Genomic DNA, 17296 nt, shown 5'->3' with positions numbered 1-17296 from the left:
GGCGCAAGAGCGAATTAGAACTCGTTATATACAGCGCGTCCAATTACTCGGACCGGGAGGCGGGTGAGATCGTGAGCAGCGGCCTGCGGACCGACTGGCACACCCCGTCGCTGCGCAGGGCCGCCTCGGCCCGCTCCTCGCTCGGCGTGCCGTACGACGTGGTGCGCTGGCGCAGCGGACGGCCGGTCGGCGCGACCATGGCCGCGATCTCGCTGATCGTCTTGTAGGAGCCGTTCTCCGAGCCGGCCATCCGGCTGATCGTCTCCTCCATGAGCGTGCCGCCGAGGTCGTTCACTCCTCCGGCGAGCACGTCACGGCACAGGTCGTCGCGCAGCTTCACCCAGGAGCACTGGATGTTGCGGATCGCGCCGTGCAGCATGATCCGCGCCAGCGCGTGGACGGCCCGGTTCTCCCGCGCGGTCGGCCCCGGCCGGGCGATCCCCGCCAGGTAGATCGGGGCGCTGTGGTGCACGAACGGCAGCAGCACGAACTCGCTGAACCCGCCCGTCTCCTCCTGGATCGTCCGGATGAGCCGGATGTGGCGCACCCAGTGCTCGTGGGTGTCCACGTGGCCGTACATCATGGTCGAGGTCGTCGGGATGCCGACCCGGTGGGCCGTGGTGATGACCTCGATCCACTCCCGGGTGGGCAGCTTGCCCTTGGTCAGCACCCACCGCACGTCGTCGTCGAGGATCTCGGCGGCCGTGCCGGGCAGCGAGTCGACCCCCGCCTCCCGCGCCGCGATCAGCCACTCCTCGACCGACAGGTTCGTACGGCTCGCGCCGTTGACGACCTCCATCGGCGAGAACGCGTGCACGTGGATCTCGGGGCAGCGTTCCTTGACCGCGCGGGCGATGTCGAAGTAGGCCGTGCCGGGCAGGTCGGGGTGGATGCCGCCCTGCATGCACACCTCGGTCGCCCCGGCCTCCCACGCCTCCTGGGCCCGGTCGGCGACCTCGCTCAGCGACAGCGTGTAGGCGTCGGCGTCGGTGCGCCGCTGGGCGAACGCGCAGAACCGGCAGCCGGTGTAGCAGACGTTGGTGAAGTTGATGTTGCGGTTGACGACGTAGGTGACGTCGTCACCCACGGCCTCGCGGCGCAGCCCGTCGGCGATCCGGCACAGCTCGTCGAGACCGGCGTCGTCGGCGCCCGCCCCCGACTGGTCACCGGCGAGGTCGAGCAGCGTCAGCGCCTGCTCCTCGGTCAGCCGCGCCGGGTCGGCCTCCGCCTGCCGCAGCGCCTCCCGCACGTCCGCCCGGACCGTGCGGCTCCGGGCGTCCGGCAGGCGTTCGCGCAGCGCGTCCCAGTCGCCGTACACGCTGTCGAAGTCGGCACGGCGGTCGCCCGTACGGCCCTCGGCGTCGACGGCGGTGTGCAGGTCGGCCCGCCCTCCGGTGACGAGGCCACCATCGGGCTCCTGCCAGGGACGGCCCCGGAGCACCGCGTCCTCCCGGGCGAGCCCGGTGGCGGGGTCGGCCAGCGCCGCGACGTGCTCGGTGAGGCGGGGGTCGAGCCACGGCTCCCCCGCGAGCACATACTCGGGATAGATCGTGAGGCGCTCGCGCAGCGTGAACCCGGCGCCGGCGGTGCGCGCCGCCAGGTCGTCGATCTGCGGCCAGGGGCGTTCGGGATTGACGTGGTCGGGCGTGAGCGGCGACACCCCGCCCCAGTCGTCGATGCCCGCCCGCAGCATCAGCGCGTACTCCTCGCCGATCAGGTTGGGCGGCGCCTGCACGCGGACCTTCGGGCCGAGCACGAGCCGGGTCACCGCGATCGTCGCGGCCAGCTCGTGCAGGTCGGCGTCGGGCATCCCGCGCATGGCCGTGTCGGGCTTGGCGCGGAAGTTCTGGACGATGACCTCCTGGATGCCGCCGTACTCCCTGGCGACGCGGCGGATCGCGAAGATCGACTCGGCCCGCTCCTCGATCGTCTCGCCGATGCCGATCAGCAGGCCCGTCGTGAACGGCACGCTGGAGCGGCCCGCGTCCTCCAGCACGCGCAGCCGTACGGCGGGGTCCTTGTCGGGAGAGCCGTAGTGGGCCTCGCCCTTCTCGGTGAACAGCCGCCGCGAGGTGGTCTCCAGCATCATGCCCATCGACGGCGCGACCGGCTTGAGCCGCTGCAGGTCCTTCCAGGTCAGCACGCCGGGGTTGAGGTGGGGCAGCAGCCCGGTCTCCTCCAGCACCCGGATCGCCATCGCCCGGACGTACGACAGCGTGTCGTCGTATCCGTGGGCGTCGAGCCACTCGCGCGCCTGGTGCCAGCGGTCCTCCGGCCGGTCGCCGAGCGTGAACAGCGCCTCCTTGCAGCCCATCGCCGCGCCCTGGCGGGCGATGTCCAGCACCTCGTCCGGGGACAGGAAGGCGGCGGGCAGCTTGTGGGGCGCGGTGGCGAACGTGCAGTAGCCGCACCTGTCCCGGCACAGCCGGGTCAGCGGGATGAACACCTTGCGGCTGTAGGTGATGACACCGGGCCGGCCGGCGGCCTCCAGCCCCGCGTCCCTGACCCGCGAGGCGTGCGCGAGCAGGGCGTCCAGGTCGTCGCCGCGGGCGCGCAGCAGGATCGCCGCCTCCGCGAGGTCGAGGGCCTTGCCGTCCCTGGCCCGCGCGAGTGCCCGGCGGGTGCCGCTGTCGGAGCTGACGTTCGGGAGTCGCTTCGCCGTCATACGCGCACCCTATGAGGCGTGGGTCCGTCCGGCGCACTCAGCCCCCGGCCGCACGTACGGGAGAAGTCACGGGAGAAGTCATGGCGCAGCCGCGCCGGGGAGTTTGCGGCCGGAGGGTATGAGCGCTGGAGCGAGATCGATGAACGGGCGGGGAATAGATGGCCGTTATCAGGGTGGATGGCGCGTTTTGTCTGGTTGTGGCGTTCGTCGTCGGGTTGTCGGCGCCGCTCGCCGGCACGGCGTTCGGGGCTGTGCAGGCGGGGCACGGCCACGGATCGGGCAAGGGCAAGGGCCACGCCAAGCAGGTCACGGACGGCCGCAACACGGCCAACACGCCCGCGATCGCCAGCGGCCCCCTGCAGATCTCCAGGGGCAGGCGCAACGTGAACGCCGCCGCCGGCAACAACGCCATCGCGTTCACCGGCCTCCAGCAGGTGACGAGCGTCAGCGTCTTCACCGACACCCTCAGCGGCAGGTGCGTGGACGGGATCGACGACTGCGGGATCAACCAGAACGTGAACGCACGTCGTCAGAAGGCCCGGTAGTCCCGCGCGGCCATGCGCGGGCCACGGGCCGGCGGCCTGACGCCGCTGAGCTCGATCAGCCTCACCACGCGGTGGCGGTGTCCCCGGAACGGTTCCAGCAGGTCGAGCATGCCGTCGTCGTCGGTCTTCTGCCCGGTCAGCGCGTAGCCGACGATGCCCGGCAGGTGGAAGTCGCCCACGCTCGGGGCGTCGGGATCGCCGTGGGCCCGCTGGCGCACCTCTGCGGAGGTCCACACGCCGATGCCCGGCAGCGCCCGCAGCAGGCGGTCCGCCTCCTCCGATGACGCCGCCGTGGTCGTGCCCTCTAATTTCCCGGCGTGCCGGGCCGCGTTGACGATCGTCCTGGCCCGTACGGCCTCCGCGCCCGCCCGATGCCAGTCCCACGACGGGATCTCCCGCCACACCTCCGGCGGCGGGATGACGTACATGCCCTCGGGGGCCGGGCCCGGGGCCGGCTCGCCATAACGGCGCAGCAGGAAGCGCCAGGCCCGCCACGCCTCCCTGCCGACCACCTTCTGTTCGAGCACGGCGGGCGCGAGCGCCTCGAAGACCCGCAGGGAGCGCCCCACCCGCAGCCCGGCGGCGCGGCTCGCGAGGCCCGCGACGAACGCGGCGGCGCGGGCCTGCCGGGGGTCGCCCGCGCGGGTGAGCCGCGCGAGCAGGGCGGCGAAGCCCTCGATGTCGTCCTCGGCGCCGAGCAGCGACGGCAGCGTCTCCAGCAGCCAGCCCGCCCCCGGCCCCCACGCCTGCGCGTGAACCTCGCCGCGGCTCGCCGTCACGCGCAGGGTGCCGGGCCCTTCCGGGGTGCGCGAGGTGCGCCAGATCGCCCCGTCCGGCGTACGCCGCCAGGCCGGGTCGCCTCCCCCGCGCCGGTGCGGCGACAGCGTCAACGCGACGTCGAGCTGCGCGGACGGGCGCCAGCGCCGCTCGCTTCGCCGTCCGGTGGAGGCCGCGGGGATCATGTCACACGTCGCTGGAGAAGCGGACGGCGCACTCGGGCAGGTTCACCCCGGGCCAGACGCGCATGCCGGAGGTGAGCTCGTTGCCGGGGCCGATGTGCGCGCCGTCGCCGACGACGACCTCGCGCAGCACCGCGCCGGAGGCGACGCGGGCGCCGACGCCGACGACCGAGTTCACGACGGTCGCGCCGGACGCGACGTGGCAGCCCTCGGACAGCACACTGCCGCGCACGCTCGCGCCGGCCTCGACCCTGGCCCGCGGGCCGACGACCGTGCCGCAGGTGACCTTGGCCTCGGGCGACACGACGGCCCCGTCCAGCAGGAGGCACTCGCCCACCGGGCCCGGCAGCGCGGGCGAGGCGAGCTTGCCCAGCACCAGGTCGGCCGAGCCCTGCACGAACGCCGCCGGGGTGCCCACGTCGAGCCAGTAGGACGTGTCGGCGTAGCCCAGCACCAGCTCGCCGGCCGCGATCAGGCCGGGGAAGGTCTCCCGCTCGACCGACACCACCTGGCCCTCGGGGATCGCGTCGATGACCGAGCGCTGGAACACGTAGCAGCCGGCGTTGATCCGGTTCGTCACGGGATTGGGGGTCTTCTCCAGGAAGGCGCTGACCCGGCCGTCGTCGTCGGTCGGCACGCAGCCGAACCGCGACGGGTCGTCCACCTCTGTGAGGTGGAGGGTCACCGCGGCCCCCCGTGAGACGTGCAGGTCCACCTGCTCCGCGATGTCGTGGCCCGACAGGATGTCGCCGTTCAGCACGAGCACCGGCGCGTCGGGCGGGCAGGTCAGCGCCCGCGCGGCGTTGCGGATCGCGCCGCCGGTGCCGAGCGGGGTGTCCTCGGTCATGTAGACGATCTCCAGGCCGAAGCCCGACCCGTCGCCGAACGCCTCGCCGAACATCGACGCGCGATAGGACGTCGCGAAGACCACGCGGCGCACTCCGTAGGCCCGCGCCTTCGCCAGTTGGTGCGCGAGGAAGGGCACCCCCGCCGTCGGAAGCAGCGGCTTGGGCGTGCTGAGCGTCAGCGGCCGCAGACGCGTGCCCTGGCCGCCCACGAGAAGGATCGCCTCGAGACCGTCAGGCGACCGCACAGAACTCTCCCTCACAGCCGCGAGGGTAGCCTAGGTAGGCCGTCCGCATGGCTCGCCGACGCCGACCGTTGCGCGGACGTTTCATGACACTGGCACGATCTCCGGCCGCCGCGCGAAACTTTCATGATCCATCGTTTTGGTCAGCCCTCGACCGCCCGTTGGTAGGCGAGCAGATGCGCCTCCGCCGAGTGCCGCCACGTGAACTCGCGCGAGCGGGTGACGCCCGCCCGCGCCAGCGAGGCGCGCCGCTCCGGCGACTCCAGCAGGGCGCGCAGCGCCCGCGCGATGCTGTCGGCGTCGGGTTCGGTGTAGGCCACGGCGTCGCCGCCCACCTCGGGCAGCGAGGCGCGGTGGGTGGTCAGCACGGGCGCCCCGCACGCCATCGCCTCCAGCACGGGCAGCCCGAACCCCTCGCCTCGCGACGGGGAGGCGACCACGAGCGCCCCGCCGAGGAAGCCCGGCAGGTCGGCGAAGGGCAGGAAGCCGGGACGCACGACCTTCACCCGGGGCGGCAGCGCGGCCACGGCGGCGTCGACCTCCTCGTCCCAGGCGGGGCCGCCGGCCAGCACGAGCGCGGGCGGCGAGGACAGGTGGGCGACCGCCCGGCCGAACCCGGTCACCAGGTTGGGCACGTTCTTGCGCGGCTCCAGCGCGCCCAGATAGGCGACGTACGGCCGGCCGTGCAGGCCGATGCGCCCGGCCACCCGGCGTACGTCCTGCGGCGTGGGCGGGTGGAACAACGCGGGGTCCACACCGTGATAGGCGACGTCGATCCGGGTGGGGTCGGCGGCCAGCACCCGCACCAGCTCGTCCATGGTGGCCTTGGAGGGCACGATCACCCGGCTGGCGTGGCGTACGGCGGTGCGGGTGGCCGACCGGAAGAAGGAGGCTCTGACGGGGTCGTGCTGGTCGGGGTCGGTGAACGAGGTGACGTCGTGCACGGTGGCCACGGTGGGCAGGCCGGCGCTCAGCGGGATCGAGTAGTAGGGAGCGTGGATCACCTGGGCGCCCGCGTGCCGGGCGAGGACCGGCAGCCCGGTCTGCTCCCAGGCCAGCCGCTTGTTCCGGTTCGTGATCGCGGGCGGTCCTGACAGGATCCGCGCCGAGGGGGCGAGGGCGGCATAGCGCTCGGCGTCCGCGCGCTGGCAGACCACGGCGAGGTCCGCGCCCGCCTCGTGCAGGGCCGCGACCAGTCCATCGACATACCTGATCAGGGCGCCGCGATCGGCGGGGACCGCGGCGGCGTCGACGAGCACCCGGGGTGTCAAATGAATCGCTCCCCTCACTGGGCCCGCACCGGGCCGGGAGGATCGCTCCCCTGCCCGCGCGGTCCCGCTGGTTCCGGCGGTGTTCCGGCAGTGCTTCAGCAGGGCCGGGGGCCCACGCCACGAACTGACGCCTTCCCCCGCGTCCCTGCTTGTCACTCTATTTCCGGCGTCCCCCAAAACGTGAGGGATATCACATGAGGATCATGTCCGCGCGCGGCCGACCCGCGCCGATTCCACGGATTCAGGCCCGGGTTACGGGTTCCTCCCGCGTACGGACCACGCGCCGGGAGGCCAGACCGGCGACGCCGGCGCACACGAGGTCGCCGACGGACACGATGAGCCGGGAGCACAGCGCGGCGGCGATGGCAGCGGGCCGGTCGAGCACCGGGGCGAGCGCGGCCACCATCGCGACCTCCCGCACACCCGCGCCCGCCGGGGCGATCACGAACACGAACCCCAGGCACCAGGCGAGCGCGAACGCGCCGAAGCTCAGGATCACGGCCGAGGGCCCGCCCGCCCCGAGGCCGTGCACGACGAGCGCCAGGTGCACGCCGTACGCCGCCCAGCCCACCAGGGCCCAGCCGCACGAGACGAGCACGCCGCGCCGGGTGAGCGGCCGTTCGAGCGGCGGGCGGCGCAGCACGCGCAGCCCGAACGCGATGACGCCGTTGACCACCTTCGGATGCAGGGCGGCGGCGACCACCGGCACGAGCAGCAGCAGCCAGGCGTATCTCATCACCGACTGCCCGGCGAGCACCGGCAGCGTGACGACGGCGACCAGCAACCCGGTGCCGAGATAGATCGGATAGGTCAGGAAGAAGGCGGCGGCGCTGCGCGGCCGGGGGATGCCGTGGTCGCGGCCCATCTCCATCTGCGCGAGCATCGGCCACACCGACCCGGGGATGTACTTGCCGAGCTGGCCCACGAAGAAGATCTTGGACGCGTCGGTGAACGCCAGCGGGGAGCCCAGGTCGGTCAGCAGCGCCCGCCACATGAGCATCCCCGACAGCAGCGCACCGAGCACCGCCACCAGCGAGCCGGTCAGCTCCACCCATGACAGGCGGGCGAACCCGTCCGCCACGGCGGTCCACTGGCTCGCCACCGCCCAGACGCCGAACCCCAGCGCCACGAGCAGGAACAGCGCGCGTACGGCCTTGCGGCGGGTCATCGGGACGTGCGGACCGGCTCGGGCGACTGCGGGAGCGGCGCGCCGAGGGGACGGCGGGGCGTCTTGGTCGCGACCCACAGATAGGTGGGGACGACCGGCAGCAGCGCCCGCAGGGCCGGGCGCGGCGTCCGCTCCAGCGTGGCCTTGGCGGCGCGGCCGACCGCGCCGGGGAACAGCTCGCCCCCGGCGAACCGCTCGGGCGCGGCCAGCACCGGGAACGTGTAGTCCCACACGTGGAAGTCCGCCAGCATCCGCCGCAGCCCGGGCCGGGTGCGGAAGCGCTCGTAGTAGTGGTCGGCCCGGCCGAACGCCCGCACGTAGCGATCGGCGGCGGCGGGCGGCAGGTAGGACAGGAAGGGCAGCTTGTAGTGCGGCTCCATGATCCCGAGCCGGTTGCCCAGGCCGAGATAGAGCACGCCGTCGTCGGACAGCACCCGGTGCATGTCGGCGATCACGGCGTCGGGGTCCACCACGTGCTCGTAGATGTGGTTGAAGACCAGCACGTCGATCGACCCGTCCGGGAACGGCAGGCGGGAGCCGTCCGCGCAGACGAACCCGACCCGCCCGCCGAAACGGTCGGACGCCTTGCGCAGACCAGGCACATCGATGTCGAGCCCGAGCGTGCGGCGCGCGCCCGCGGCGGCGAGCTCGTCGGCGATGAACCCGGCCGAGCACCCGACGTCGCCGACGGTCAGCCCCGACAGCACCTCACCGGGCTTGGCCGTGTCTCTGCCCAGGAAGTGCGCGAGCACCGCGATGATCTTCGCGGCCTTGCGCCTGCGCTTGTCCTCGTCGAGCATCGCGGCCTGGAACTCGGAGTATTCGAGCTGGGCCGCGCGTTCCGCGCTCATCCTCGCCCCCCGCTCACTCTCGTCCTCCGCTCACCCTGGTCGTCCGCTCACCCTGGTCGTCACGCTGCCCAACAGTACCCGTGCCCGCGCCGCCCCCGTCTCCCGATCGGCCCACCCTGTGGACAACCCGGCGCGGCGGACCTACCCACGAGTAGCTTCAGGCTTTACCCTGGGGCGCGTGCCGCGCCTGCTGAACCGCCTGCGCTCCAGCCCGCTGCTGCGGGTGCTGCTGGCCCTGGTCGCGCTCGCCTTCCTGGCGTACGGCCTGGCCCGCAACTGGACGGAGACCTCGGCCGCCCTGTCGCGGCTGTCATGGTGGTCGCTCGGGGGCTCGTTCCTTGCCGTGCTCGCCGGGCTCGGATTCATGCTGGTCGCCTGGCGCGACATCCTCGCCGGGCTCGGCTCGCCCCTGCCGCTGCGCGTGGCCGCACGGGTGCTGTTCGTCGGCCAGCTCGGCAAGTACATCCCCGGCTCGGTCTGGGCGTTCGCCGCGATGATCGAGCTGGCCCGCGACCACGGCGCGCCGCCGCGGCGGACGTTCAGCGCCACCGCCCTCGGCCTGGTGACCTCCCTGGGCTGCGCGCTCGCCCTCGCCGCGGCCACGCTGCCGGGGCAGATCGCCAGACAGGCGTGGTGGCTGCTCGCGCTGGTCCCGCTCATCCTCGTCGGCCTCCACCCCCGGGTGATGACCTGGGGGCTCAACCTCGCCCTGCGCGTCGCCCGCAGGGAGCCGCTCGACAGGGTGCTCAGCGGCGCGCAGATGGCCAAGGCCGCCGCCTGGACGATGGCCGGCTGGCTCGTCTACGGCGTGCACCTGTGGGTGCTCGTCGGCGGGATGCGGCCCGCCGGCCCGTCCCTCTACGCCGTCGCCGCCGGGGCGTACGCGCTGGCCTGGGCCACGGGCATCCTCACGGTCGTGGTCCCCGCCGGGATCGGCGTGCGGGAGGGCGCGATGGTCGTGGCGCTGGCGCCGGTGCTCGACACGCCCCGGGCACTGGCCGTCGCCGTGGTGTCGCGTGTGATGTTCACCGCCGGCGACGCCGTCTGGGCCGGGCTCGGCTTCCTGCTCGCCCGCGGCCGCGCCGTCCCGGCCGCTCAGCTCTCCGACGCCGCCAGCAACGTGTCGAGGTAGACGGCCCAGTGCGGCTCGGGATCGACGGGCGCCACACCCGCCCGCAGCCGCTCCGGCGTCCCGGGCTCGTAGAACCGCTTGATCGCCTCGGCCAGCGGGCCGGCCGAGCCCGGCTCGACCAGGAGGCCGTCCACGTCGTCGCGTACGTTGTCGGGCAGCGCCCCGACCCGGGTGGCGATCACCGGCACGCCGTGCTCGTGACCGAGCCACACGTTCTGGCTCGCGGTCGCCGACCGATAGGGCAGCACGAGCGCGTCGGCCTCGGCGAACAGCCCGGGCACGTCTTCGGCCGCCACGTATCCCGGCCGGATCTCCACCCGATCGGCCAGGCCGAGCCGGGCGATCAGGGCACGGGTGTCCTCCAGGCCGCCCCAGAACTCGCCCGCGACCGTCAGCCGTACGCCGGGCACCTGCGCGAGGGCCTCAAGCAGCAGGTCGAGCCCCTTGTAGGGCCGCACGATGCCGAAGAACAGCAGCCTGCCCGAGGGCTGTCGGCCCGCGGCCTCCCGCGCGCCGCGCGCGGGCAGGTGCGGTGCGAGTGCGGCCACCCGCACCGGCGCGCCGGTGAGCGCGCGGGCGAGGTCCGCCTGCTGCTCCGAGTGCGCGAGCACGCCGTCCACCCGGCGCAGCAGCGCCGTCATCAGCGGCCTGTCGTACGGCTTGCTCTCGTGCGGCAGCACGTTGTGACACAGCGCCACAACGCGCGCCTCGCGGCACGACGCCACCACGCGCGCCCGGCGGCGCAGGCCGTACAGGATGCCGAGATAGGCGGGCACCTGCACCGGACTGAGCACGGCGAACACGACGAGGTCGGCCGCGCGCAGCCGCCGCCCGCAGGCCACCCAGCCGTCCGGCCGCCGCCAGTCGAGGTCGCGGCGGGTGTCCGGGTAGGGCTCGCCCTCGGGGCTGTCGATCGTCTGCTGCCCGGGGTAGAGGAACGAGGGATACTGTGCCCGCCACGACTCGATGACCACGTCGTGGCCCCGCGCCCGCAGCCGGTGGGCCAGCTCGGTCGTGTGCTGCGCCCCGCCGCCCTTGTACGGATATGTCGGGCCGACGATCGCGATCCTCACACATCACCCCGGGATCGGACGATCAGGTCGGCCAGCAGGGCCACCGACCCGATCAGCATGCCGGAGATGAAGATCACGATGGCGTTGCTGGTGAGGTAGAAGCCGTAGCGGATCACGTCGTACAGGCCCTTGACGAACCCGATGCCGACCAGCCAGAGCGCGGGCGGCATGAGCACCTTGAGCGGGTTGAAGTACATGACCATCCGCAGCACCTGCAGGATGTAGCGGTAGGCGTCGGAGACGAAGTTGAACTTCGACTTCCCGGCCCGCTTCGAATACTCGATCGGCAGGTAGAAGACGTCGTGCTGGTTCGACATGAACGCCAGCGTGATCGTCGTGACGCAGGAGAAGCCGGGGGGCAGCAGCCGCAGGTAGGGCTTGGCGACCGACTTGCGGAAGGCCCGCAGGCCCGAGTTGAGGTCGGGGATCTTCTGCCCGGCCAGCCGCTCGGCCACCTTGCGGATGAACCACTTCGCCGGCACCCGCAGGATCTTGTGCGAGCCCTCCTCGGTGGTGCGCGCGCCCACGACCTGGTCGATCGTCGGGTCCTTGTCCAGGATCTGGACCAGCTCGGGGATGCGCTCGTTCGGGTAGCTCATGTCGGCGTCGGTCCACACGACGATCTCGCCGCGGGCCTCCTGGCTGCCGATCCTGCGTACGGTGCCGGAACCGCCGTTGCGGTGGAACGCCCTGATCCGCATGTGCGGGAAGCGCGGTGCGGCCTGTTCCAAGCGCGCGAGCGTCTGGTCGGTGGAGCAGTCGTCCACGGCCAGCAGTTCGTAGGTGTACCCGCTGGCGTCCATGGCCGCGCAGATGCGCTCCACCTCGTCGATGACGTGGTCCTGCTCGTTGTAACACGGCAGGACAATCGTGACGTACGGGGTTTCTGCGGGAGTCACGGCGCTTCCAGAGGTCTCGGGCGAGGTCACGTCCGGCTAGGGTACTCTGCCCCGGCACATCGCGGTCTCACTTCCCGGACGCCTCCTGCCGGTCAGGTGGGCACGGTCATCCAGACGTTGACGGTGAGCGACCAGGTGCCGTTCGGCGGGTCGACCAGCGAGCGTTCGTCCTGCCGGGTGCGCAGGCTCATCACCCGTCGCGCCGGGCCGTACGCCATGAGCTGCTCGGGCTCGGCGGCGAGCAGCACGGGCACGCGGCCCGTACGGCGGACGGCCTCGGCCAGGCGCAGCACGTCGGCCTGCAGCGGCACGTCGGACTTCTGGGGATAGACCACCCGGGCCGTCGGGAGCCCGCACTGGCCGCGGATGACCTGCGTCAGCCGGTCGCCGGTGACCCGTTCGACGATGAGCACCGAGGCGTTCGCCGGGATCGCCCGGCACAGGCCCGCCACCGCGGCGGCCTCCCCCCGGTTGACCGGCGTGAACGCGGTGCCGATCGACGTGATCGCGGGCGGGATCACCATCAGCAGCGCCCCGGCCGCGACGGCGACCCGCGACCGTGCCGGGCTGGACCAGCTCGTACGCGCCGGCCGTTCCGTAAGCCAGTGCAGCCCCCAGACGGCGAGCAGCACCAGGCCGGGGATGACGACCGGCACCAGCCTGCGCGAGGCGAAGGGGTGGTCGGGAGTGATCGCGGGACGCCAGAGCGTCGTCACCGCCGTCCACCCGATCACGGCCAGCGGCAGCAGCCAGCCGAACTCCTTCGTCAGGCCGCTCTTCATCAGGCGGCGCACGAGCACGGCCGCCGCCAGGGTGGCCAGCACGACGGCGGGAATCCCGACGTACCAGAAGACCCAGTCGAGGGAGTGCTCGTAGTAGAGCCGGGACGAGTCCTTCGCGAGGCCGTTGGCGATCTGCGTCTTCTCGATGAAGTCGGCCGTGAGCCGGTCCTCGGGCGTGACCGCGTGACGGCGCACGGTCTGCACCCAGGGCCGCACGGCGAAGCCGATCATGACCAGCACCACCAGGGCCGCGGCGGCGTCCGGCAGCCATCTCACCCTGGGGAGGCGGCGCGCGCGGACGGCGATCCAGGGCGCGAGAGCCGTGCCGGCGGCCGTGAGCACCACGACGACGGCGCAGATCGCGAGCAGGGGGACGAGCGAGCCCGACAGATATTCCAAATACGGCCGGGCGAGGACATAGCCGCCGATGAACCCCCACAGCGCGCCCACGACCAGGCCGGTCAGCAGGGGCACGCCCAGCCGTCCCTCGGGATAGGGCCTCTCGCGGGGAATCCGCCGCAGCGCGATGAGCAGCCCGGCGAAGGCGAGCACGGGCAGCACGTCGCGCAGGCCGTCGATGCGCACCAGCAGCGCCAGCCCGAACGACAGCCCCGCGAGCACGGCGGACGGGAAACCCGCCCCGGGCAGCGCCGCGCCGAGCCGGGCGCGGGCGTCGAGCAGCAGGTTCATCCCGCCGAACAGCAGAATCAGCGATGGGATCTCGCTGAACGTCGTCCGCGACGTGTAGAGGATCGGCAGGCTGATCGCGAACACGAGCGCGGCGAGGGGCGCCCAGCGCGTGCCCACGAGCCGCGCGGCGGTCCCGGCGACGGTGAGCACCGCGAGCGCGCCCAGCACGGGCGGCACGAGCAGCAGGCCGGGGACGCCGCCCAGCCAGTGGCCGATCGCGTAGGTCATCGGCGGCCCGGCCATGAACTGGGGGACGATCCCGTCGCCCGTCATGTAGACGCCCATGCTGTCGAAGCGGAGCGCGGGATCGGGGCCGCCGAAGTCGCCCACCGGGATCGGCAGCGACCCGTGCCGGGCGAGCCAGACGGCGTACTGCGCGTAGGTCGACGGGTCGCGCCGGACGATCAGCTGCTCGCCGTGCAGGAGCCCGTTGAACACTCCCGATCCGAGCGCCACGGCGAACGTGGCGGCCGTGGCCCACCGGTGCGGCGCGGCGGTGGTCCCGGGCAGGCGGCGCAGGCCGCACACGCACAGCAGGAGGGCGGCGGCGCCGCCGAGCAGCGCCATGGGCAGCGGCCGGAACCACCCGAGCAGCAGCAGCGGCAGCCCGGCGAGCAGCCATCCGCTCAGCGCGAGCGCGGGCACGACGGAGACGGCCGCGAGCGTCCTGCCCGCCGCCTCCCGCTCGGACGGCAGCCGTGTGCGGCCGGATCTGTTCACTGGGATGCCCCCGAGATTAGCGGCCCCCACGCCTTCACCGGGAAGATCGTCCGCTGCGCGCGTCGCGATTTCCACAGGCGCGTGCTCGGCTCGCACGGGGGGTCGTACGGAGCCGGTAGCGTACGCCGGGAGGCAGGCAGGGGGGCCATATGAGGGTGTCGGACGGCCGGGGCTCGGCGCCCTGGCCCGGGTGGGACGGGCCGCGGCACGCGCGTCCCGAGCCTGCTCTGTCCGGCGAGCCGCCGTCCCGGAGACCGATGAGCCGGGCACCGATGAGCCGGGGACCGATGAGCAGGGCTCGCGCGCGTGCGACGCGAACGGAGCTACGCGGGTGGGCGCGCAGGCACCGGTGGTTCCTCGTGGTCTTCGGGCTGGGGACGCTGCTGCGGCTGGTGACCATGCTCGGCTACCGGCCCGCGCTGTGGTTCCCCGACTCCTACACCTACGTCGTGACGGCCATGCGGCCGAGGCCCGACCTCGTCCGCCCCGCGGGCTACTCGATGTTTCTGAGGCTGCTGGAGCCGTTCCACAGCTTCGCCCTGGTCGTGACCGTGCAACACGTGCTGGGGCTGCTCGTCGGCGTGATGGTCTACGTGACCGTCCTGCGGCGCGGCGGCCCCCGGTGGGCGGCCGTCCTGGCCTGCGTCCCGGTGCTGCTCGACGCCTACCAGATCGAGCTGGAGCACCTGCTCGTCTCCGACACGCTGTTCACGTTCCTGGTCGTGGGTGCGGTGTGCCTGGCCATGCGCCGCACCCTGACGCCGCGCTCTGCCGCCGCGCTCGGCCTCGTGCTGGCCGCCGCCACGCTGACCAGGACCGTCGGGCTGCCGCTGATCGCCGTCTTCGCGCTGCTCCTGCTCGCGTACGGCGTGCGCCGCGCGGCCGACGGCGCCCGCCCGGGAAGGGTGGTGGCCCGGCTCACCGTGCCGTTCCTGGTGGCCGCGCTGCTGCCGATCGCGGGTTACGCGGGCTGGTTCTACGCGACCTACCAGCGCGTCGGGCTGGTCGGCTCCAACGGCGTCTTCCTCTATGCCCGCACGATGGCGTTCGCCGACTGTTCGGTGATGAAGCCGCCGCCCGACCTCGCCGTATTGTGCGATCCCCGGCCTCCGGCGTCCCGGCCGGCGTCCCAGGAGTACATCTGGAACGCCGAGTCCCCGCTCGTCCGGTTGCCCGGCATCACGTTCACCAAGGAGACCGACACCCTGGCCGGTCGGTTCGCCTCGCTCGCGATCCGCAGCCAGCCGCTCGACTACCTGCGTGGCATGCTGACCGAGCTCGGCAGGTCGTTCACGCTCGGCCGCCCCGTCTATCCGGACCCGGAGACGTACGGGTACTACGAGTTTCCGGCGACCGTGCCGCCGTCGCCAGGCAGGCACCCCGCGCTCGTCGGCAAGGAGTTCGCGCAGCGTTACGAGCAGGGGTCCATCACGGTGGACGTCGTCGAGCCGTTCGCCGGGGTGATGCGGGCCTATCAGGGCGTCGTACGGCTGCCAGGAACGGCCCTGCTGGTGATCCTCCTGGTGCCCCCGGCCGCCTGGGCCGTACGGGCGCGGTGGTGGCGCGGCGCGGCGCGGGCCCGATGGCAGCCGGGGGCGGCGCGGACGCGACGGCCGGCCGCACACCGCGCACATTCGAACGGCGCGCACTCGAACGGCGCGCACTCGAACGGCGCGCACTCGAACGGCGCGCACTCGAACGGCACGCACTCGAACGGCGCGCACTCGAACGGCGCGCACTCGAACGGGGCCGGCCTGGACGGAGCCCGCCCGGACGCGGCAGCCGCGAGCAGGGCCGCCACGAGCAGGGCCGTCGCAGGCCGGGCCCGCTCGAACGGGTCCGCGTCGAACTGGGGCGTCGCCTGGGCGACCGCCTGGGCCCTGCTGCTCGTTCCGCCCGCCACGGCCCAGTTCGACTACCGCTACGTCCTGCCCGTGGTGCCGCTCGCGTGTCTGGCCGCCGCCCTGTCCGTCCGGGCCTCCCAGACCGGACATGACCGGCTGAGCTGACCAAACAGCGGCTGAAACATCAAATCCCGGTAAAGGGAAACTCAATGTCATACCCAGAATGTCGGTGTTTAGTATGCTCTGCCCCTGGATCAGGGGGACGTGGCACGGCGTGATCGCGGCCCGGATCCTCCCAATCGCGGCGCCCGCAGACGCTCCAGTGACCTAACCTCGGAGCGCCACGTGATCGCCAGGCAAGGAGGACAAGTGCGCGAGCGAACCAGTAATCCTGCCGGCCTCTCGCCCACTAGTCCGGCCGCCCGACCAGGCCGTACGGCCGCCTGCCGGGCGGGCCTGCGATGAGCGAGCACAGGCGCGTCGGCGCGCGTTCCGGCCGTCCGCCGGCTCCGGCCGACCAGAGGGTCTGGGGTCCCCGGGAAGACGGCGCGTACGACGACGCCTTCGAGGCTCCCCGCGGACGCAGGGGGGCTCCCGGGCCCGCCGGATACGCCGACATGCCGGTGGCCGCCGGCCCCGCGGGCTACGCGGAGATGCCGGGGAGACGAGGCCGGCAGCGACCGCCCGAAGACGACTACCCGCCCGATTACCCACCGGAGGCGTACGACGCGGGAGGACGCCGCAGAGGCGGGCGGCGCGCCGAGCCGCCCGAGCCCTTCTTCGAGCCCGGTGATCCTCTCTACGAGGATGAGGAGCCGCCGCGGCGGCGCGGTCGCAGGCGTGGCGGCGACGATGACGGCCTCGGCCCGGCCCCCACCGCCGCGAGCCGAGCCTCCGGAGGCGGCGGGGATCTCCCCCCGGACGACAGGCCATCCCGCCGGCGCGGAGGCGGCGGGGGCGGCGGCCGGTCCGGCCTGGGGATCGGCGGCTGGATCAGCGTGGTGCTCACGTGTGTGATGGTCATCGGCACGCTGACGGCCTACAAGGTCTATCGGAGCACGATCGGCCTGATCAACAGAGGCGCGTCCACCGACGACCTCGACAAGAACCGTCCCGTCAACGAGACCGGCGCGATCAACGTGCTGCTCGTGGGCTCCGACACCCGCGCGGGTGACAACAAGAAGTACGGCCAGCACCTGGTCAACGACGGCGAGCGCACCGACACGATCATGCTGCTGCACGTGTCGCCCAACCGCGACGGCGCGACGCTGCTGAGCTTCCCCCGCGACTCCATGGTGATGATCCCCGCCTGCTACAACAAGAACAAGACGCTCGTCCCGGCGCACCTCGGCATGATCAACTCCGCGTTCTCCGACGGCGGGATGATCTGCACGCGCCGCACGATCGAGACCCTCACCGGGATCCGCATCCACCACTACGTGAAGGTCGACTTCACCGGCTTCAAGAACATCGTGAACGCGCTCGGCGGCATCGAGATCTGCCTGCCGCAGGCCGTCAACGACAAGAAGGCGAAGCTCCAGCTCCCGGCCGGCAGGCAGATCGTGAAGGGCGAGGCGGCGCTCGGCTACGTGCGGCTGCGCTACGGC

General features: G+C 72.9%; 13 protein-coding genes. 4 read left to right on the top strand and 9 right to left on the bottom strand.

The genetic code is table 11. From position 1 onward, the window contains the following. Positions 1–43 precede the first annotated feature (43 nt). Positions 44–2665: a bifunctional FO biosynthesis protein CofGH gene (locus HCK04_RS15750; RefSeq protein ID WP_142648087.1), complete on the bottom strand. Its 2622-nt coding sequence runs from the start codon at positions 2663–2665 to the stop codon at positions 44–46. Positions 2666–2862: 197 nt separating this feature from the next. On the opposite strand from HCK04_RS15750, the gene HCK04_RS15745 reads away from it, so the two are divergent. Continuing rightward, positions 2863–3210, top strand: coding sequence for a hypothetical protein (locus tag HCK04_RS15745; RefSeq protein ID WP_142648086.1), 348 nt, complete (start codon positions 2863–2865; stop codon positions 3208–3210). On the opposite strand, the gene HCK04_RS15740 is transcribed toward HCK04_RS15745, so the two are convergent. The 5 genes from HCK04_RS15740 to HCK04_RS15720 form a co-directional block, all read right to left on the bottom strand. Beyond that, entirely contained in the window at positions 3195–4172 is a 978-nt protein-coding gene (locus tag HCK04_RS15740) for a DNA-3-methyladenine glycosylase 2 family protein (protein WP_142648085.1), read from the bottom strand. The genes HCK04_RS15745 and HCK04_RS15740 overlap by 16 nt on opposite strands. A gap of 1 nt (position 4173) precedes the next feature. Continuing rightward, positions 4174–5262 carry an NDP-sugar synthase gene (locus tag HCK04_RS15735; RefSeq protein WP_142648084.1) on the bottom strand — a complete coding sequence of 363 codons (1089 nt, stop codon included), beginning with the start codon at positions 5260–5262 and terminating at the stop codon, positions 4174–4176. A 140-nt stretch (positions 5263–5402) separates the two neighbouring features. After that, positions 5403–6530 carry a glycosyltransferase family 1 protein gene (locus tag HCK04_RS15730; protein ID WP_142648083.1) on the bottom strand — a complete coding sequence of 376 codons (1128 nt, stop codon included), beginning with the start codon at positions 6528–6530 and terminating at the stop codon, positions 5403–5405. Positions 6531–6771: 241 nt separating this feature from the next. Next, positions 6772–7698 carry a lysylphosphatidylglycerol synthase domain-containing protein gene (locus HCK04_RS15725; protein ID WP_142648082.1) on the bottom strand — a complete coding sequence of 309 codons (927 nt, stop codon included), beginning with the start codon at positions 7696–7698 and terminating at the stop codon, positions 6772–6774. Continuing rightward, positions 7695–8549: a class I SAM-dependent methyltransferase gene (locus HCK04_RS15720; protein ID WP_142648081.1), complete on the bottom strand. Its 855-nt coding sequence runs from the start codon at positions 8547–8549 to the stop codon at positions 7695–7697. The genes HCK04_RS15725 and HCK04_RS15720 overlap by 4 nt, the downstream gene beginning before the upstream one ends. 178 nt (positions 8550–8727) lie before the next feature. Here HCK04_RS15720 and HCK04_RS15715 point away from each other — a divergent pair, with 178 nt between their 5' ends. Next, positions 8728–9681 (top strand): lysylphosphatidylglycerol synthase domain-containing protein, encoded by a 954-nt coding sequence (locus tag HCK04_RS15715; RefSeq protein WP_312845742.1) that lies wholly within the window; start codon positions 8728–8730, stop codon positions 9679–9681. Here HCK04_RS15715 and HCK04_RS15710 read toward each other — a convergent pair. From HCK04_RS15710 to HCK04_RS15700, 3 genes are all read right to left on the bottom strand, one after another. Next, on the bottom strand, positions 9645–10754 hold the full coding sequence (locus HCK04_RS15710; protein WP_142648080.1) for a glycosyltransferase family 4 protein: 1110 nt from the start codon (positions 10752–10754) through the stop codon (positions 9645–9647). The genes HCK04_RS15715 and HCK04_RS15710 overlap by 37 nt on opposite strands. Continuing rightward, positions 10751–11683, bottom strand: a complete 933-nt coding sequence (locus HCK04_RS15705) for a glycosyltransferase family 2 protein (protein ID WP_260617281.1) — start codon at positions 11681–11683, stop codon at positions 10751–10753. Before HCK04_RS15705 ends, HCK04_RS15710 begins: the two co-directional genes overlap by 4 nt. Before the next feature lie 62 nt (positions 11684–11745). Next, entirely contained in the window at positions 11746–13845 is a 2100-nt protein-coding gene (locus HCK04_RS15700) for a hypothetical protein (protein ID WP_260617280.1), read from the bottom strand. 287 nt (positions 13846–14132) lie between these two features. On the opposite strand from HCK04_RS15700, the gene HCK04_RS15695 reads away from it, so the two are divergent. Both HCK04_RS15695 and HCK04_RS15685 read left to right on the top strand, forming a co-directional pair. Next, on the top strand, positions 14133–15854 hold the full coding sequence (locus HCK04_RS15695; protein WP_205830304.1) for a hypothetical protein: 1722 nt from the start codon (positions 14133–14135) through the stop codon (positions 15852–15854). Between the two features lie 296 nt (positions 15855–16150). Then, the coding region (locus HCK04_RS15685) for an LCP family protein (protein WP_240971467.1) at positions 16151–17296 on the top strand (1146 nt) is incomplete at its 3' end.

The organism is Microbispora sp. CL1-1, assembly GCF_012034195.1.
Classification (GTDB): domain Bacteria; phylum Actinomycetota; class Actinomycetes; order Streptosporangiales; family Streptosporangiaceae; genus Microbispora.
The sequence above is the reverse complement of the archived record's forward strand: the minus strand, read 5'-3'. Positions and strand labels throughout refer to the sequence as shown.